The organism is Holdemanella sp. MSK.7.32 (genome assembly GCF_024460475.1).
Lineage (GTDB): Bacteria > Bacillota_I > Bacilli_A > Erysipelotrichales > Erysipelotrichaceae > Holdemanella.
In genome coordinates this window covers 44,957-61,435 of sequence record NZ_JANFYN010000001.1, presented here as the reverse complement: position 1 = coordinate 61,435, position 16,479 = coordinate 44,957, and the positions used below count along the sequence as shown (strand labels likewise).

Annotated in this window: 22 protein-coding genes; all 22 read left to right on the top strand. The window is 35.7% G+C overall.

Annotated features, from left to right (window positions below; all coding sequences use genetic code 11):
• Positions 1 to 15 precede the first annotated feature (15 nt).
• The 22 genes from NE544_RS00355 to NE544_RS00250 all read left to right on the top strand — a co-directional run bounded on the left by NE544_RS00355 (position 16) and on the right by NE544_RS00250 (position 16,475).
• Positions 16 to 465, top strand: a complete 450-nt coding sequence (locus NE544_RS00355; protein WP_256267946.1) for a regulatory protein GemA — start codon at positions 16 to 18, stop codon at positions 463 to 465.
• A complete protein-coding gene (locus NE544_RS00350; RefSeq protein WP_256267945.1) occupies positions 453 to 785 on the top strand; it encodes a Mor transcription activator family protein in 333 nt (110 codons plus the stop codon). The genes NE544_RS00355 and NE544_RS00350 overlap by 13 nt, the downstream gene beginning before the upstream one ends.
• Positions 786 to 891: 106 nt before the next feature.
• Positions 892 to 1,248, top strand: coding sequence for a hypothetical protein (locus tag NE544_RS00345; RefSeq protein WP_256267944.1), 357 nt, complete (start codon positions 892 to 894; stop codon positions 1,246 to 1,248).
• Between the two features lie 2 nt (positions 1,249 to 1,250).
• Positions 1,251 to 1,592 (top strand): hypothetical protein, encoded by a 342-nt coding sequence (locus NE544_RS00340; protein ID WP_256267943.1) that lies wholly within the window; start codon positions 1,251 to 1,253, stop codon positions 1,590 to 1,592.
• Positions 1,593 to 1,596: 4 nt separating this feature from the next.
• Complete coding sequence (locus tag NE544_RS00335; protein WP_256267942.1) at positions 1,597 to 2,145, top strand: phage protein Gp27 family protein; 549 nt, start codon at positions 1,597 to 1,599, stop codon at positions 2,143 to 2,145.
• 2 nt (positions 2,146 to 2,147) lie between these two features.
• Positions 2,148 to 2,663: a transcription termination/antitermination NusG family protein gene (locus NE544_RS00330; protein WP_256267941.1), complete on the top strand. Its 516-nt coding sequence runs from the start codon at positions 2,148 to 2,150 to the stop codon at positions 2,661 to 2,663.
• Positions 2,664 to 2,901: 238 nt separating this feature from the next.
• A complete protein-coding gene (gene terL / locus NE544_RS00325) occupies positions 2,902 to 4,668 on the top strand; it encodes a phage terminase large subunit (RefSeq protein ID WP_256267940.1) in 1,767 nt (588 codons plus the stop codon).
• A 3-nt stretch (positions 4,669 to 4,671) separates the two neighbouring features.
• Positions 4,672 to 6,024, top strand: a complete 1,353-nt coding sequence (locus NE544_RS00320; protein WP_256267939.1) for a phage portal protein — start codon at positions 4,672 to 4,674, stop codon at positions 6,022 to 6,024.
• Positions 6,017 to 7,033 carry a minor capsid protein gene (locus tag NE544_RS00315; protein WP_256267938.1) on the top strand — a complete coding sequence of 339 codons (1,017 nt, stop codon included), beginning with the start codon at positions 6,017 to 6,019 and terminating at the stop codon, positions 7,031 to 7,033. The genes NE544_RS00320 and NE544_RS00315 overlap by 8 nt, the downstream gene beginning before the upstream one ends.
• Positions 7,034 to 7,071: 38 nt before the next feature.
• Complete coding sequence (locus tag NE544_RS00310; protein WP_256267937.1) at positions 7,072 to 7,677, top strand: DUF4355 domain-containing protein; 606 nt, start codon at positions 7,072 to 7,074, stop codon at positions 7,675 to 7,677.
• Positions 7,678 to 7,692: 15 nt separating this feature from the next.
• Positions 7,693 to 8,553, top strand: coding sequence for a hypothetical protein (locus NE544_RS00305; RefSeq protein ID WP_256267936.1), 861 nt, complete (start codon positions 7,693 to 7,695; stop codon positions 8,551 to 8,553).
• 11 nt (positions 8,554 to 8,564) lie between these two features.
• On the top strand, positions 8,565 to 8,795 hold the full coding sequence (locus NE544_RS00300; RefSeq protein ID WP_256267935.1) for a hypothetical protein: 231 nt from the start codon (positions 8,565 to 8,567) through the stop codon (positions 8,793 to 8,795).
• Positions 8,734 to 9,123 (top strand): hypothetical protein, encoded by a 390-nt coding sequence (locus tag NE544_RS00295; RefSeq protein WP_256267934.1) that lies wholly within the window; start codon positions 8,734 to 8,736, stop codon positions 9,121 to 9,123. The genes NE544_RS00300 and NE544_RS00295 overlap by 62 nt, the downstream gene beginning before the upstream one ends.
• The gene (locus NE544_RS00290) at positions 9,116 to 9,478 is read left to right on the top strand and encodes a hypothetical protein (protein WP_256267933.1); all 363 of its coding nucleotides are present in this window, start codon (positions 9,116 to 9,118) and stop codon (positions 9,476 to 9,478) included. Before NE544_RS00295 ends, NE544_RS00290 begins: the two co-directional genes overlap by 8 nt.
• Positions 9,475 to 9,879, top strand: a complete 405-nt coding sequence (locus tag NE544_RS00285; RefSeq protein WP_256267932.1) for an HK97 gp10 family phage protein — start codon at positions 9,475 to 9,477, stop codon at positions 9,877 to 9,879. The genes NE544_RS00290 and NE544_RS00285 overlap by 4 nt, the downstream gene beginning before the upstream one ends.
• Positions 9,872 to 10,327 carry a DUF6838 family protein gene (locus NE544_RS00280; RefSeq protein WP_256267931.1) on the top strand — a complete coding sequence of 152 codons (456 nt, stop codon included), beginning with the start codon at positions 9,872 to 9,874 and terminating at the stop codon, positions 10,325 to 10,327. Before NE544_RS00285 ends, NE544_RS00280 begins: the two co-directional genes overlap by 8 nt.
• Before the next feature lie 5 nt (positions 10,328 to 10,332).
• Entirely contained in the window at positions 10,333 to 11,394 is a 1,062-nt protein-coding gene (locus NE544_RS00275) for a phage tail sheath subtilisin-like domain-containing protein (RefSeq protein ID WP_256267930.1), read from the top strand.
• 15 nt (positions 11,395 to 11,409) lie between these two features.
• The gene (locus NE544_RS00270; RefSeq protein ID WP_256267929.1) at positions 11,410 to 11,847 is read left to right on the top strand and encodes a phage tail tube protein; all 438 of its coding nucleotides are present in this window, start codon (positions 11,410 to 11,412) and stop codon (positions 11,845 to 11,847) included.
• Between the two features lie 11 nt (positions 11,848 to 11,858).
• Positions 11,859 to 12,299, top strand: a complete 441-nt coding sequence (locus NE544_RS00265) for a hypothetical protein (RefSeq protein ID WP_256267928.1) — start codon at positions 11,859 to 11,861, stop codon at positions 12,297 to 12,299.
• Positions 12,300 to 12,470: 171 nt separating this feature from the next.
• Positions 12,471 to 14,786 carry a hypothetical protein gene (locus NE544_RS00260; protein ID WP_256267927.1) on the top strand — a complete coding sequence of 772 codons (2,316 nt, stop codon included), beginning with the start codon at positions 12,471 to 12,473 and terminating at the stop codon, positions 14,784 to 14,786.
• Positions 14,787 to 14,799: 13 nt separating this feature from the next.
• On the top strand, positions 14,800 to 15,519 hold the full coding sequence (locus NE544_RS00255; protein ID WP_256267926.1) for a LysM peptidoglycan-binding domain-containing protein: 720 nt from the start codon (positions 14,800 to 14,802) through the stop codon (positions 15,517 to 15,519).
• Complete coding sequence (locus tag NE544_RS00250; protein WP_256267925.1) at positions 15,519 to 16,475, top strand: hypothetical protein; 957 nt, start codon at positions 15,519 to 15,521, stop codon at positions 16,473 to 16,475. Before NE544_RS00255 ends, NE544_RS00250 begins: the two co-directional genes overlap by 1 nt.
• Positions 16,476 to 16,479: the final 4 nt, after the last annotated feature.

Below are 16,479 nucleotides of genomic sequence, written 5' to 3'. Positions count from 1 at the left end.
GAAAGGAGCAATCTTATGAAAACTGTTGAGAGCTGGCAAACCAAAAAAATATATGCTATTGCAAATGCATTAGGATATGTTGACCGCCAAGATAAAGATAATGACATCTTGCATATGATTATTTTTAGTCAGGCAGGTAAACATTCAACTAAAGAACTAACTTATCGTGAAGCCAATGAAATCATCGCCTACTTGGAAAAACAACAGAATAATAAGATTGATGAAGTTATGACAGCAGGACAAAAGAAAAAGTGCTGGTCATTGATGTATGAGCTTCAATCTTTGGATAGAGAACCAAATAATGCTCCTGTAGGCGAAAGATTGGCGGGTATTATAGAAAGACAGTTCCAAGTAAAATCAACCCCACAACGCATATTTAATCGTCTTTCAAGAGATGATGGAAACAAACTGATTGAAATTTTAAAAAACTACGTTAGGACGGCTGAAAGAAAATGGATGAATTAATGACAGAAAGTGCAGATGTAACATTAGATGATTTAAATGAAGAACAGTTACAAGTCGTTGAAGTCATTGGTTTAGAAGCCTATAAGAGGTTGATTCACTATTATGCAGGAACAAGCATTTATATTCCTAAGTTCAGTGAAATCGAGCGAAGAAAACGTAACGAGAAAATACGCATTGAGTATGAAAAAAATGGGGATATCAAAGCACTCGCATTGAAGTATGGCTTATCAGAAATACAGATACGAACAATCATCGGCGATTTGTTCAAAAACAAAAAAATCGATCCATACGAAGGACAAGTCACATTGTTTGATTTATAGAAAATTTAAAGAAAGTAGTAAAGTTTAACTATAAAGTAGTTTATTTTACCACTTTCTTTTTTTTATCTAAAATTTGCCTTGTAATAACGAGCAAGGAGGTATAGAAATGGATTATTTTTTAGAATTGGCAATTGGTACAGTAATTACAATTATCACTTACTTTTTAAAAAAGACCATGGACAAGATTGATAAAACAGATTTAAAAATACAAGAGATTGAAAAAGATTATCTTACCGAAGTTGCTCATGAAAAGATCATTAAAGAAGTCAAGAAAGATATTCAAGATATTAAAACTGACTACACACCTAAAACCGAATTCAAAGAATCGGTCAAAGAATTCAGAAACGATTTAAAAGAAGCACAAAAACAGTTCTTAACGAAAGAAGACTTTATTCGTGAACAACGAAAAACAGAAAATAAACTAGATGAAATCTATAAATTACTATTGAAAGAGAGGGTATAGAAATGGCAGATAAAGAAACATTAAAGAAGCGACTAGAAGCTGCAAACTTTATCAGCAACAATGGTCGTGTGTTAAGAACGATTAATGTTCTTAGATACAAGTACAACGAACTTAAAAGCGTTGAAACAGTGTTAGAAATGGATGGAGTTGAAAAATGGGAGTTTTTAGACTGCATCAACTATTTGACTGAAGAAAAATATATTCGTTTAAGAGATATCGCTACAAGAAATGAAGTGTTGGAGCTATCTCAGGATGTCAACTACAGAAACCTTGAAGCTAAACTTACTAGCAAAGGAATAAAGCTTTTAGCAAGAAACATTGTAGACGATATGATCGAGGTTTAAACCTATGGCCAATCGGAAACACAGTAAGATTGACAACTTGCCTGAAGATCTTAAATCTGTAGTTGAAACTATGCTTCAGTCTGATGCAACTTATACTGAAATTGTAGAGTTTCTAAAAGCAAATGAACAATCGGTATCAGTAGCTAGTGTGTGTAGATATGCTCGTTCGTTCAATGCCAATATGGAAGCATTGAAGATGACACATCAGAACTTCAAGTTAGTAAAAGAAGAATTGGATCGTAATCCTGATTTAGATATGGCAGAAGCAATCATTCGTATCACATCAGGAAACGTGTTTAATCGCTTAGCAAGCACGAAAGAAGAAGATTGGGATGAAGTAGATTTAGCGAAACTTATGAAGGAGTCAAATGCACTTATTCGTGCGACTGCTTATAAGAAAAGAGTTGAAATCCAAAACCAAGATGTTAAGGATGCAGCGATTGAAGAATTTAAAACATTACTGTTCTCTTCCATGGCGAAGGAAAAACCTGAGCTATACAAGGAACTTGTCCAGTATTTAAACACAAAGAAAACAGAAGAAATGGAGGGATAGATATGTGGTGCGTGATACAAGTGAAAGGAAGCCAAGAGCTTCAAATACAGAAGCAATTAGAGTTGGCTGGGTATCAAGCTCTTGTTCCAAGAGAAAGTCGCTTGATTCGTTCAGGAGGCGCTTGGATGCAAAGAGAATACATATTATTTCCTAACTATGTTTTCGTACAAACCGAATTCAAAGCCGAAGACTTTTACAAAATCAAAGGTATTAATGGGGTTCAACGTTTCTTGGGGGACAAAACTTCCCCATCCACTCTTACCTTCCTGGAAGAAGAATGGGTAAAAATTTTAAACAACGATGGTCATCCATTAGAACCAACTGAGGTAACGGTAGATGAAGATGGAAATGTCATCATTTTAAAAGGTATCCTTTTAAAATTTAAAAGCAGAATAAAAAGTTTTAATAAAAGACAAAGAAAAGCAACATTTGAAATTACTGTATGTAATGAAATTAAAGAAATCACGTTGAGTTTGAATGTGATTGACACTACAAAGCCAACAGAAACAAACGGTTGATTCGTCCTGTAAGCGGAAATTGGTGGTTAAATAGCATGAACTATCCTAGAAAATAAAATATCTGGGATGGCGAAGCACACTCTAATGTTCGTAAAGGGCGCATTACCTTTTAATTCGCGCAAAAACCCCTTTAAAAAACGAATTAGGCATAAAGTTGAGTAATTGTGGGGTACAAGCAAAAACAACGCTTAAAATCGCTTTATAGCGATTTTTTTATAAGGCGAAAGGAGATGATAGGATGGGAAGACTCAAAAAAAGAAGTTTAGACATGCTTTTGGATGGAATTTTAGAAGCTGAAAATCAAATTGCCGATAGCGAAGCATATGATACGCAAGAATATAAAGTTTATTTGAACGACCTTTTAAAAGAGTTTTTAAAAAAGGACAACAACCTTTTAAGAAAACAACTTCTTGATGATTTTGAAAGAGGAGCTCCCTTAACTGGCAAGAATGGTATACGAAAAAAATTAGCTTCGTTTGATATGGAATTTTTTGGAAGAGCCTACCTCCCTCATTACTTTGTCAGGAAGTCTCCACGCTTCCACGAAGAACTCGACAATATTTGGAAGCATGGCGTTATGAAAGACGAAGTACCACTTTCAAAAAGCGTTCAAAAGAAGATAAGCAGAATGGCAGGCTGTAAAAGAGCGATTGCTGCCCCTCGTGGTCATGCTAAATCAACGAACCTTACATTCAAAGGATCACTTCATGCAGCGTTATATGAGTATAAGCACTACATCATTATCTTGTCCGATAGTTCAGAACAGGCTGAGAGTTTCTTAGATTCCATTAAAACCGAGATGGAAGAAAATGAACATATCATCGAAGATTTCGGAAAACTAGATGGTAAGGTATGGCGTTCGAACGTTTTATTAACAAAGACAAACATAAAAATTGAAGCTATTGGTTCAGGCAAAAAGATTCGTGGTAGAAAGCACAAGAATTGGAGGCCTGATTTATTGGTTCTTGATGATATTGAGAATGATGAAAATGTAAGAACGGTTGACCAGCGAAAGAAACTATCCGACTGGTTTTATAAGGCAGTATCGAAAGCTGGTGATGATTACACCGATATTATTTATATTGGAACAATGCTTCATTATGATTCGTTGCTTGCTAATGTGTTGAAAAATCCAAGCTATAAAAGCATTAAATATCAAGCAGTCCTTTCTTTTTCATCTGCAGTTGATCTATGGGATGAATGGGAAAAGATATATACCGACCTTGATGAACCTGAACATGAAGCTAAAGCGTTGCATTTCTTTGAACAACATAAAAAAGAAATGCTGGAAGGTACAAAAGTGTTATGGGAAGACAAACTTTCCTATTACAACCTTATGTGCATCAAGGTATCTGAAGGCGATGCTTCATTTAATTCTGAATTACAGAATGAACCAATCAGCCCTGATGATTGCTTATTCCAGGAAGAATGGTTTGATTACTACAACGAATTTGAAATGAACTTTAATTCGAAGGATTTTGAATTCTATGGAGCAGTAGATCCATCGCTTGGTAAGAATAAGAAATCAGACTATTCAGCCATTATCACTATCGCCAAACAAAAGGCAACTGGATATATGTATGTAATTGATGCCGATGTGATGCGTAGACATCCTGATCGCATCATTAACGATGTGCTCGAAAAAGAAAGATGGCTTAGAAAAACTTATGGCAAAGGCTTTAAAAAACTTGGATGTGAAACTGTACAGTTCCAATGGTTCTTGAAAGAGGAAATTTCTAAAGCTTCTGCCAAAGCGGGTCTTTACTTGCCGATCGAAGAAATCAATTCGACTGGTGACAAGGTGCTGCGTATTCAATCACTGCAACCTGATATCAAGAATAAATACATCAAGTTCAATCGTAGACACAAATTGCTTTTAGAACAGCTTAAGCATTTCCCTATGGCAAGCCATGATGATGCACCTGATGCATTGGAAATGGCACGAACGATTGCTAAAAAAGGAAAGAGATTCAGAATATTAGACCGTTCGCTTTTTGGAGGATAGAAAATGGCAGTAATTTATATGGATAAAGAGAGTTTTAACTCTTTGGATGAAAATGATATCAAAAGAATCTATATGGAAAACCGATATTTAAACAGTACATATAGAACTCTTGATAACTACTATGCTGGGAAGCATAAAATCGTGTACAAGCAAAAATACAACGCAAACGATCCCAATAATAAGATTGTCAACAACATGTGTAAGTACATTACTGATAGTATGGTTGGTTATTTTGTTGGAGATCCTATCAAATACAACTCACAGAATGATGAGTATATGGAAAAGATACAGAATGTACTTGAATACAACGATGAACAGGACGAAAACACAGAAATTGCTAAAAAAGCATCCATTCATGGCGATTGCTTTGAAATTTTATATATTGACGAAGATGCCAATATTCGTTTTACCAAAGTGCCAGCGAACGAAGGTATCTTGATTCGTGATTCAGGTGGCGAAGATAACTATTTAGGTTTTATTCGTATTATTCGTTCATATACCAAGCGAAAGGTCGAAATATTGAAGTTGGAATTCAGCACAAGTGAAAGCACCTGGTATTTTGAGTCAAGAGCTGGTGGAAGCTTACAGTTGAAAGATATTGTTGATCATTACTGGAAAGATGTTCCAGTAGTTGAGTTTGTCAACAATGAAGAGCGAATTGGTGATTTTGAAGGCATCATCAGTATTGTGGATGCCTATAACACAGTCCAATCGAATACAGCAAATTTATTCCAATATAACGATGAGGCGTTGATGAAGATTTCTAAGCTTGGAGATGTAACAACAACTGACATTCAAGAAATGCGTAAAAAAGGAGCAATCATTCTTGACGATGGCGGTGATGTATCTTGGATGTTAAAAGAAATTAATGATACAGCTTTAGAAAACTATAAGAACCGCCTAGTAAGTGACATGCATTTGTTTAGTTCAGTTCCGAATATGACAGATAATGCTTTTGCATCTAATCTTTCAGGCGTGGCTATTTCTTACAAGATGTGGTCAATGGATCAAGTTGTTGCAATCAAGGAAAGAAAATTTAAAAAATCGCTACAAAGAAGGATCGAATTGATTACCAATATTTTGAATTTATTCGGCGGCAATTATGACTATCGAGATATCAATGTCGTATTTAATCGAAATCGACCTCAAAACAAGCTAGAGAACGCTCAAATTGCTCAAATGATTTCACCGTTCATTTCTCATCAAACACTACTTTCTAAGTTGGACGATATCGAAAATGTTCAGGAAGAATTAGAAAACATCAAAGAAGAAAATGAAGATGAAGAGGTAAAACAGGGGGTTTATCAAAATCTTGTCAAGGCATTTAAGCTAAGCGAGGATGAATTGGATGAATAAGACCGAAAAAGAAAAACAGTTAGCAATCGCTAAAGATTGTCTATTGGATGAGCTAGAAGAAATAGATGACATTGTAGAAGATCTACTGGATGTCTATGATGAAGCAGCTGAACGCTTAAAAGCAGATATTCAACGATCCTTGATTCGATTTGCCGAAAACAATGAAATATCTATCGAGGAAGCAAAAGGACTACTAAGCAGCAAAGAATTTACTAAATGGAAAAAAAGTATTGAAGAATACATTGAACAAATAGAAAAAGAAGCTGATGGAACAAAGATGTTAATGGAATTAAATACTTTATCAGCTAAGACCAGCCTTTCAAGAAAGGAAGAACTGCTTTCGCAGATTGATAAAGAAATGATGAATTTAGCTAATAAAACCACAAGAAGTATTAAAAAGCATCTTGGCATCGTACTTGTCAACAACTATTATCGTGGTTTCTATTCTGTTCAAAAAACAGTCGGCTTGGGATTTAATGTGGCAAGATTTAATCCTCACCTGGTTAAAAGTGTTCTTGAATACCCATGGTCAACGAAAGTGTATTCCAAAACCATTTGGGATAACATTGACAAATTGACCGAAACCTTAAGAAAAGAACTGGCAACGGGATTCGTGGATGGAAGTTCTATTCAGAAGATGACAAAGCGAATTGATGATGTTCTTGGCAAAGGTAAATATGTTACGGAGCGTGTGGTTAGAACAGAAGCAAAGTATTTTGCTCAACAAGCGCAATTGATGTCATATAAAAAAATGAAGATTGATGAATATATGTACCGTGGCGCTGGATGTCCGAAATGTAAACCATTAAATGGTAAAAAGTTCAAAATCGAAGATGCAACAGTCGGTGTCAATTGTCCACCAATGCATCCGAATTGCAAATGCCGAGTAATCGCAGTTCACGCAATGAGTATTTTTGATCAAGAACGAAATGTCGTTCCGTTGGAAAAGAATATCAACTATCAAAAATGGAAAGAAAGATTTGTTAAAAATGGTAATAAAGCGAAATAAGGCTTTGTTATAGAGAGTGGTTAAAGGAGGAAAACAAAATGGAAGAAGCTCAAGAAACAAAACAAGAAAAAACAATCGGAGAAAAAATCAAAGAAGTTGTTTTTGGCAAAAAGAGTGATGAAGAACCATCGGAGGTAGAAACAACAGTTGAAGCAGAACCAACTGCTGAAGAACCAAAGGAGGATGAGGCTCAAGAAGGCGCTTTATCAAAGGAAGATATGGATGCAGCCATTGAAAAAGCGAAAGCAGATGCTATTGAAGAATATAAAAAAGCACAGGCTGAAAAAGAAAGAAAAGCATCCTTGACGCCTGAAGAATTAAAAGCAGAAGAAGATGCTGAAAAAGACAAGAAGATTCAGGCGTTGGAACATGAGATTATGGTCAACAATTCTAAAAACGATGCAATCAAAAAATTAGATGAAGCTGGTTTACCAGTAAAATTGGCAGATATTATTAACTATTCAACAAAAGAAACTGCTGAAGCATCGTTGGATTATATTATTAAAACTTATAGTGAGTGTCTTGAAAATGGAATTAAAGAGAAGTTAAAAGGTAAGACACCTGAAGGACTTCATTCAAATGCCGCAATCAATGATATGCAGGATAAACAAAATAAAATCAGAAAATATATGGGAATTAAGTAATAGGAGGAAAGAAAAATGGAAAATGTAATTGATTATGCTACTTTATTTGCACCTTTGATGGATGAACTTTATAAACAGGAAGCTAAGACTTCTATCCTTGAAGGTGATGAAACCACTGTTTTAAAAGGAGCACATGGTGAAATCAAGGTTGCAAAAATTGACATGGATGCACTTGGTGACTATGACCGTAAATCGGGTTATACAAAAGGAGGAACAAAATTTGCTTGGGAAACAGTCAAATATGACAAAGAACGTTCTCAAGAGTTAAACATCGACCGAATGGATAACGAAGAAGCATTAGAAATTCCTGCATCTAAACTATTAAGCGAATTCATTCGTACAAAGGTTATTCCTGAAACGGATGCAGCTCGTATTGCTAAAATTTGTGGAACTACTGGTATTACAGTAAAAGAAGAAAAATTAGCTGACGGAGCAGCTGTTGTTAAAGCATTAAGAGCAGCATCGGACAAAATGGATAACGATGAAGTGCCTGAAGAATCACGTATCCTGTTCATTGTCGGTTCTTACCTTTCATTGATTGAAGATATGGATACAACCAAATCTAAAAAGATTTTAGATAAGTTCTCAACAATTATCAAAATGCCACAATCTAGAATGTACACTCAAATCACATTGGCAGATGGTAAAACTGAGTATGGTTATAAGAAAACACCAACAACTGGTAAAAACGTAAACTTCGTTGTGGTTGAAAAATCAGCAGCAGTATCAGCGATGGAACAATGGATCAAGTATTTTTCACCTGATGAAAACCAGAATGGCGATTCTCATAAGTGGGATTATCGAAACAACAACTTATACGCACACGTTTATGAAAATAAATTAGCTGGAGTTTATTGCTCACACGATTCTGAATAGGAGAACAAGATATGGAAACAAAAGGAACAGTAATTGGTTTAGGCACTGAAAAGCCTGGAAGTGAACTGGAAGAATTAAAAAAAGAAATTTCTAAAAAAGATGGTGAAATCAAAAAACTATCAGAAGAAAACACTTCTTTGAAAAAGAAGATTAATGAACTTGAAAAAGGAGGCTCTACAGATGGAACAAATGACAAGGATACTGAAGGAAGTTCTAGAGCATCCAAAGATAAGAAATCTTAGTGATGAACAAAAAGAACAGTTAGAACCGATTATCGCACGATATGCAAACCGTGTTAGATTAAAGGTTTTAGCGCATTGCAATCGTAATGATTTACCTGAAGCACTGGAATCAGTTGTAGCAGAAATCACTGAAGAAATGCTGATGGCTGACAAAGTTATTGCTACCGATAACAAGGAAGTTGCCAGCGTAAGTCGAGGTGATACAAGCATTACCTACAAAGATCCTGCTTCAGCCTATAACAATGCAATTGACTTTATGAAAGATTATTCATGTCAATTAGTCCACTTTAAAAGAATGAGGCTTCCAAGAGATCCTAATGATGAGTGAAGCTGAAATTCTAGCATTAACTTATTATGATAAAATGAGCGTTTATCGACCTTTTAAAGACACTTTACCGACTGGCGAAAGTGTCTTTTATAAAGGCCTAGATGGCAAAAAAATATATGATGATATACCATGCGCCTTGTCTAGCTTTTCTAATGGCAAGTCAAATAAGAATGATGTAAACGTTAAAATCGAAAGTGATTATAAGTTGTTTTATGATCCAAAAATAAGTGTTGAAAAGAATGACACAATCGTTTGCACACACGAAGGCGCACGCTATGTATTGGTGGCTGGAAAGCAATATACTTTACCAAGTCATGCAGAGCTTCCAGTCTTGGAGGGTAAGAATACAGCATGAGTCAATCAGATATTGTAATTGAAGGTTTAGATGAATTTGAAAAGAAACTTGCAAAGATTATTTCGCATGATTATCCATACGAGTTTGAAAGGATGGTCATTCAAGTTGCAACCGATCTTCAAACTGCTACTGCAGATGCTACTCCAGTCGACACGAGCCATCTTCAAGGTAATTGGTTTGTCGGAGAACTGGTCAAACGAGGGAACAACTATTTCATCGAGGTATATAACAATGTTGAGTATGCTGAACCTGTCGAGTATGGACATAGAACAAAAAGCGGTGGTTTTGTTGAAGGAGCTCATATGATGGAGATATCAGTTGAACTTTTAAAAATACAGTTACCTTCTTATTTAAGAGACTGGTTGAGTGATTTTATAAATAAGCATGATCTAAATGATTAAGATTACAGAAATTAAAACAACCATAACCAGCCTTTTAAAAAAAGCGGAAAACATTGATGTATTTTTTACAAATGTCAGCAAAACAGATTCAAGTGTTGAAGAAAACCAAATTTATAAGTATTTCCATGTTTCTTTGATTCCAATCAGTACAGCGCTATTTGGAAAGTATTTAAGAGATAGAGCGTTGTTTGTAGATATTGCTTATATCAATGATAAAGCAGATAGCAATACTTTCTATGATTGGATGGAAGCAATGGATCAAAACTTTCTGCCTTATGTTCAAATTGGCAAACGCTCAATCACAATTGAAAACAGTTCTTTTAAAATCGTGGACAACATAGGACATTACACTTTCACATTGAGGTTTAGAGATGTGATTGCGATTGATTATAACGAGCAAGGTGTACTTGCAGAAAATCTAAACATTAACTTTGTACAGGAGGATTAAATTTTATGAATTTACCACAAATTTTGATTGAGTTTAAAAGCAAAGCTCAATCTATTATTCAACGAAGCGAACGTGGAGTTGTTGCAGTCATTCTAAAAGACAATACTGCAGGTGCGATTCCATTTAGTATTTATAAAAGTTTGAGTGATGTAGAATTTGAAAAAATGAGCGAGAAGAACTATCGATATTTGAAATTGATTTTTGATGGAGCACCATACAAAGTCATGGTTGCAGTAATTCCAGAAGAAGACAACAACTATAGTAAGGCATTAAAAGTTTTAGAAAACTATAAATGGAACTATTTAGTTGTCCCATCCGCAAATGAAGAAAGCACTCCAGTTATTAGTTCATGGATTAAAGAGCAAAGAACTAATAACAAGAAAACATTTAAAGCAGTACTTGCCAATCATGCTGCGGATTGCGAAGGGATTATTAATTTCACAACTGGGAATATTGTTTCAACAATCACAGGAAATGAAGTGAAGCTAACAGCTGCTGAATATTGTGCTCGTATTGCAGGTATTGTTGCAGGACTAAGTTTATCCCGCAGTTTAACATACTATGTTCTAACAGATATTATCTCAGCTGACATTCCTAGTAATCCTGAAGAATTAGTCAATAAAGGTGAACTAGTTATTTTATTCGATGGAGAAAAATACAAAATCGCAAGAGGTATCAATAGTTATACTTCAGGGAACAATGAAGATCTTAAAAAGATTAAGGTTATTGAAAGTAAAGATACCGTCTATCAAGATATCAAGACTACATTTGAAGAAAAGTATGTCGGTAAGGTTATTAATGATTACGACAATAAGCAAAACCTCGTAGCAGCGATTGTTACATATTTCAAAAGCATGGAAGGAGATGTATTGGATCGCACTTACAATAACAGTTGTGCAATTTCGCTTGAAGATCAACGCAGTTATTTATTAAGTCAAGGAGAAGATACTGAAGCTATGAGTGATATTGAAATTTTACAGGCCAATACAGGAAGTATGGTTTTTTTAACTGCAGCAATCAAGTTTGTTGATGCAATGGAAGATTTAAAAATGGAAATCAATATGTAGGAATAGGAGGATACGATGATGAGTATAAGAGGAAACAAAGTCCTTTCAGGTACATGGGGTGAAATTTGGGTAGATGGTGTTCCAATTATCGAATTTAAGAAAATTGAAGCGAAAGTATCAGCTAATCGAGAAGAAGTTCAGATGGGTATTGATATCGATAGCAAGATGACAGGACTCAAAGGAGAAATCTCAATCACAATTAACAAAACATACAGCAATTACAATGACGTTATGAAAAATTATGTTCAAGGTAAGGATGTACGTTCTCAAGTAATTGCAAAGTTAGCAGACCCTGATGCAGTGGATGCTCAACAAGAACGCTGGTCATTCGATAATGTATGGTGGAATGATATTCCATTATTCGTTGCCGAAAAAGGAGCGCTTATTGAAGAAGAATTAACTGGAGGCTTTACACCAAGCGATGCAGTTAACTTAGATACGATCAAACGATAAGGAGGATTTACATGGAAAAGAAATCAACATTAGAAATATTTGCTGCGAAAGCTTCAGCAGCCATGAAAAGAAAAAAATCATTCGTGCAATACACATTAAGCTTCCCTTCTTTTGAAAAGCTAGAAGATGAAAATGGTGAAGGACAACCGTTGGAAATTAAATTCAGAACTTTATCCGATGCTGAAATCAATGATTGCTTGGCGTATGAAAGTGATGATCCAAACGGAGCAGATAAATATGCTATGTATATTGCTTCAGTTGAACCATCATTGAAAAAATTGGGCCAAACCTTAAAAGAAGCTGGTGATATTGTTCATCCTATGGAAGTAATGGAAATGTTTGAACGACACGAAATTACGGAAGCTGCAATGATCATCATGGAAAAATCAGGTGTACTAAGTAAAAACAAAGTTACAGTCGTTGACAAAGGATTAGAAAACTTAAAAAACTAATTCGAACTAATGGTGATTTTAATCTGCTACATCATTATGTTCAATTGGGGTGGAAAATAGAGGAGTTTGTAGAATTGCCGAATTACTACAAACTTTTTTATAAAGCTTCTATGGATGTCGCAATAGAAGATATGCAAAAAGCAGCGCAGATTAAGATTGGGGGTGGCAAGAATGGCAATTGTTGAAAAGATTAAGATTTCAGATGAAGGTATAGGAACGCTTAAAAAGTTAAAAGACGAGCATAAGACCTTCAAGGACGAAGTCAAGTCAACAAGAGATGAGTTGAAAAAAGCATGGGATCATAAATATAAACCAGCTATTGAGACAACATCAGCCATGAAATCAATTCGAGCCATGCAATCCAAAGCAAATGAATTTAAGAATAACCTAAAAGCGAGGCTTCATTTGGAAGATAATGCAGCTTTAATCAAGTTAAATAGTATTTATAAAAGGATGTTAAAACTATCAACAATGGCAGTTGCGCCGATTGTTAAAATTAGAGATCATGCATTATCAAAACTGAAATCTACAATCAAATTGTTTGATGATCTAAAAAATAAAGCAGTATCCCCTATCGTCAGGATTAAGGATAACTTCACTTCAAAGGCTAGTAAAATCAAAGCAGAAACAAAGTGGCTTTCAAAAACAGTTGCAAGACCAGCAGTGTTATTGAAGGACATGATAACCAGCAAGTTGTCTCCAATCAAGCTTGCTTTAAAGACGGTAACCCAAAAAGCCTACAAAGCAACGATAACAGCAGTCAATAAAACAGCTAGTGGTATATCTTCTGCTATGAAGAGTTTGGCTCAAATAGGTAAGAAATTAGTTGTTCCTGTTACAGTAGTAGCTACAGGCACAGCTGCTGCACTTGGGGCTGCTGTCAAATCAGGAATGACTTTAGAAAATCAACAAGTCAGCATTGAACATTTTATCGGAGCGACCAATAAAGACTATGGTGAATCACAGATAAAAGAAGCTGCAAAAACATTTACTGAGCAGTTAAGACAAAATGCCAATGCGACACCATTCGAAACTGGCGAAGTCATTCAAGCAGGAAGTCGCGCAGTAGCGATTACACAGGGGAACACGAAGTCAGCAATGTCCTTGGTTCGGTTGGCAGAAGATATGGCGGCTGCTTCAGGTGGAACGAAATCAGTCAGCGATGCTATGGAAGCCTTAGCCGATGCGAAACTTGGAGAAATGGAACGTTTAAAGGAATTTGGCTTTAAAGTATCGGCTGATGAATTTAAACAAAAAGGATTTGAGGGTGTTTCCAAAGATTTAGAAGACTTCTATGGAGGTGCTGCAGCCAAACTAGCTACAACTGGTACAGGGTTATTATCTACAATTACTGGTAAGTTAAAGTCAGGAGTTGCTGATTTTGGATTGAATATTGTAGAACAACTAAAACCAGTCTTTACAAACATTATTGGTTTGATTGATAAAGCAATGCCTTATGTCCAGGAGTTCGGGGTAAAGTTTGGTGAAGGCCTTGGAAAAGGAATTCAATATATATCATCAATCATGCCATCGTTTATCAATGGTTTCAAAATGATGATGCCTGCAATCCAATCAATTATTTTAGGAGTTCAGCAGATGCTGCCACCAATTATGGCTTTTGGTGGAACGATTGTTACTACGATACAAAATGTAGTAATCAAGGCAACACCGATAATTGACCAGATTATTCAAGCGATTGCTCGTATCTTACCTGCAGTTCAGCCAATTTTTTCTACTCTCGTTACAACAATCGGAAACATAGTCACAACTGTATTGCCTCCACTTGGAACTGCTTTTTCAATGATTGCAGATGTTATCGTAGCGATAGCACCTATTATTTCAGATACATTCGCAGGAATCAGTGAGGTTGTAACGAATGCGATATCAGGTATTAGTTCGGTGATTCAAGGTGGACTTGATCTGATCAGTGCTATTTGGACAGGAAGCTGGCAAGGTGTCGTAAATGCCTTTGCATCAATCTTTGGTGGAATTGCTGAAATTTGTAAAGCTCCTATGAATGCAGTCATTGCGATTATCAATGGAGCAATTAGAGCAATTAATAGTATTTCAGTTGATATCCCTGCCTGGGTTCCAGGTGTTGGTGGTCAACACTGGGGATTAAACTTAGGGCAAATCCCATACCTTGCCAAAGGTGGTGTTGTCAACGAGGCAACAACAGCGGTCATTGGTGAAGCTGGTAAAGAAGTGGTTATGCCTCTTGAAAGAAATACAGGTTGGATTGGTCAGTTAGCAGGTCAGATTATGAGTAGGATGGCTGGATTCAGTATCCAATTGCCTACTGTAGGTAAAGATATACCGATGACTAATGGAAACACTATATCTCCAGCTTCTAGTGGAAAGACTTTATCAGTAGTCATTACGATTGCGAAACTTGCTGACAGTATCATAGTCAAAGAAAAAGATGATATTGATGATATTGCTGAAGAAGTTGCTGATAAGATTTTAGAAGTTGTTGAGAATTTATAGGAAGGAGATTTGCATGAAAAGAAGAATAATTGAATTGAATGTGAATAACCGACAGGAATTTTTAAAGCTATCAGTAAATCCAGCTTCTATTGTTTTTACCGATATGCAAAATAACCAGCAGATTAATTTGTTGGAAGTGGGAACTGCACTTCTTTTAGGGAACAGAGGCTTGATAACGACAACGCTTGAGAGCTTCTTCCCTTCTGAAAGTTCACCTTTTTATAAAAGATATGGAGGGGTTAGGACACCACAGGAGTGCAAGGCTCTTATTAAAAAGTGGAAAGATAAAAACATGATTGTTCGCTTGATCATATCAGATATGGATATCGATCTAGCCATGGCAATCAACAACTTCACGACAACACATCGTGAAGGAGATGATGATATTTATTACAGTATTGAGTTGGTTGAATATAAGACTTTAAACGTCCCAACGGTTAAAGTTTCGACCAAAGTGAAAAGTTCTATTCAAAGAAGACCTGCACCAACTGCTCCCTCTGCTCCCTCAAAAGCAAAACCATCAGGTGGTGCATCTGCAGGAAGATCATACACAATCAAAAGTGGTGATACTTTATGGGCAATTGCTACAAGATACTATGGTAATGGCGCTCAATATTCAAAGATATATAACGCTAACAAAGGAACTATAGAGTCTGTAGCCCGAAGCCGAGGGTTTAGAAGCTCGCAAAACGGACACTGGATTTTTCCAGGTACGAGCATAACGATTCCATAATGCAATTATTAACAGGTGGAAAAGATATCATTGAGCTTGTTAGGGAGATAACATGGTCAGGCGATACGAAAGAAGTATCTAGAAAGCTCAATTTTGTAATTTATCAAAACGACATAGATAAGTTGATGCCAGCAGTTTCTATCAACGAAGGAGATGACATCATCTTTAAAGACGATACAGGAAAAGCCATCTTTGGTGGAGTCATTCATAAAAAAGATAAAAAAGCAGCAGATAAAAGTTTTACTTTTCTAGCGTACGATTTACTGTTCTATGTAAACAAATCAGAAATATCTAAGATATTCAATTCAACTCCTGAAGCAATCACAAGATCTATTTGCAACGATCTCAACATTCCAGTCGGAAGTTTAGCTTCAACAAACGTTAAGGTTTATTATCCTTGTCTTGGTAAAACAGCTTATGAAGCGATAATGATTGCTTATACGCAAGCAGGCTATCAGACTGGAAATGTTTATATCCCTATCATGAAAGATATAAACAAATTGAATATCATTCAAAAAGGTCAGTATTCAAATGTTGTTTTAGAAGGTACTTACAATCTTGAAGATAGCACTTATTCAGTGACTTCTGAAAATGTAGTCAATAAAGTGGTGATTACCGATAAAGAAGGGAATGCCATCAGAACATTAGAAGATATTGACTCTATGAATAAGTATGGAACAATTCAAAAGGTTTATAAAACACAAGATGGAAAAGATTCCAACGTTGAGGCAAAAGCTCTCATGCATGGAATTGACAAAAATGGTTCTACTCTAGCTTTAGGGGATGTTCGTGCGATATCAGGATATTCAGTGGCGGTACAAGAAAGTAAATCTGGGCTATATGGTCTTTTTTATATTGAGAGCGATTCTCATACATTTATGAATGGGAAACACGAAATGTCACTCACATTAGCATTTGAAAATATGATGGATGAAAAGGAACTTCCTACATCCTAGAAAG

What these genes read in the sequence shown, in the direction of transcription:
- NE544_RS00310 (WP_256267937.1), top strand. Translation starts at nt 7,072, where the DNA reads ATGGAAGAAGCTCAAGAAACAAAACAAGAAAAAACAATCGGAGAAAAA.
- NE544_RS00295 (WP_256267934.1), top strand. Translation starts at nt 8,734, where the DNA reads ATGGAACAAATGACAAGGATACTGAAGGAAGTTCTAGAGCATCCAAAG.
- NE544_RS00250 (WP_256267925.1), top strand. Translation starts at nt 15,519, where the DNA reads ATGCAATTATTAACAGGTGGAAAAGATATCATTGAGCTTGTTAGGGAG.
- NE544_RS00255 (WP_256267926.1), top strand. Translation starts at nt 14,800, where the DNA reads ATGAAAAGAAGAATAATTGAATTGAATGTGAATAACCGACAGGAATTT.
- terL (WP_256267940.1), top strand. Translation starts at nt 2,902, where the DNA reads ATGGGAAGACTCAAAAAAAGAAGTTTAGACATGCTTTTGGATGGAATT.
- NE544_RS00290 (WP_256267933.1), top strand. Translation starts at nt 9,116, where the DNA reads ATGAGTGAAGCTGAAATTCTAGCATTAACTTATTATGATAAAATGAGC.
- NE544_RS00340 (WP_256267943.1), top strand. Translation starts at nt 1,251, where the DNA reads ATGGCAGATAAAGAAACATTAAAGAAGCGACTAGAAGCTGCAAACTTT.
- NE544_RS00315 (WP_256267938.1), top strand. Translation starts at nt 6,017, where the DNA reads ATGAATAAGACCGAAAAAGAAAAACAGTTAGCAATCGCTAAAGATTGT.
- NE544_RS00300 (WP_256267935.1), top strand. Translation starts at nt 8,565, where the DNA reads ATGGAAACAAAAGGAACAGTAATTGGTTTAGGCACTGAAAAGCCTGGA.
- NE544_RS00285 (WP_256267932.1), top strand. Translation starts at nt 9,475, where the DNA reads ATGAGTCAATCAGATATTGTAATTGAAGGTTTAGATGAATTTGAAAAG.
- NE544_RS00265 (WP_256267928.1), top strand. Translation starts at nt 11,859, where the DNA reads ATGGAAAAGAAATCAACATTAGAAATATTTGCTGCGAAAGCTTCAGCA.
- NE544_RS00260 (WP_256267927.1), top strand. Translation starts at nt 12,471, where the DNA reads ATGGCAATTGTTGAAAAGATTAAGATTTCAGATGAAGGTATAGGAACG.
- NE544_RS00280 (WP_256267931.1), top strand. Translation starts at nt 9,872, where the DNA reads ATGATTAAGATTACAGAAATTAAAACAACCATAACCAGCCTTTTAAAA.
- NE544_RS00305 (WP_256267936.1), top strand. Translation starts at nt 7,693, where the DNA reads ATGGAAAATGTAATTGATTATGCTACTTTATTTGCACCTTTGATGGAT.
- NE544_RS00330 (WP_256267941.1), top strand. Translation starts at nt 2,148, where the DNA reads ATGTGGTGCGTGATACAAGTGAAAGGAAGCCAAGAGCTTCAAATACAG.
- NE544_RS00345 (WP_256267944.1), top strand. Translation starts at nt 892, where the DNA reads ATGGATTATTTTTTAGAATTGGCAATTGGTACAGTAATTACAATTATC.
- NE544_RS00335 (WP_256267942.1), top strand. Translation starts at nt 1,597, where the DNA reads ATGGCCAATCGGAAACACAGTAAGATTGACAACTTGCCTGAAGATCTT.
- NE544_RS00350 (WP_256267945.1), top strand. Translation starts at nt 453, where the DNA reads ATGGATGAATTAATGACAGAAAGTGCAGATGTAACATTAGATGATTTA.
- NE544_RS00320 (WP_256267939.1), top strand. Translation starts at nt 4,672, where the DNA reads ATGGCAGTAATTTATATGGATAAAGAGAGTTTTAACTCTTTGGATGAA.
- NE544_RS00275 (WP_256267930.1), top strand. Translation starts at nt 10,333, where the DNA reads ATGAATTTACCACAAATTTTGATTGAGTTTAAAAGCAAAGCTCAATCT.
- NE544_RS00270 (WP_256267929.1), top strand. Translation starts at nt 11,410, where the DNA reads ATGATGAGTATAAGAGGAAACAAAGTCCTTTCAGGTACATGGGGTGAA.
- NE544_RS00355 (WP_256267946.1), top strand. Translation starts at nt 16, where the DNA reads ATGAAAACTGTTGAGAGCTGGCAAACCAAAAAAATATATGCTATTGCA.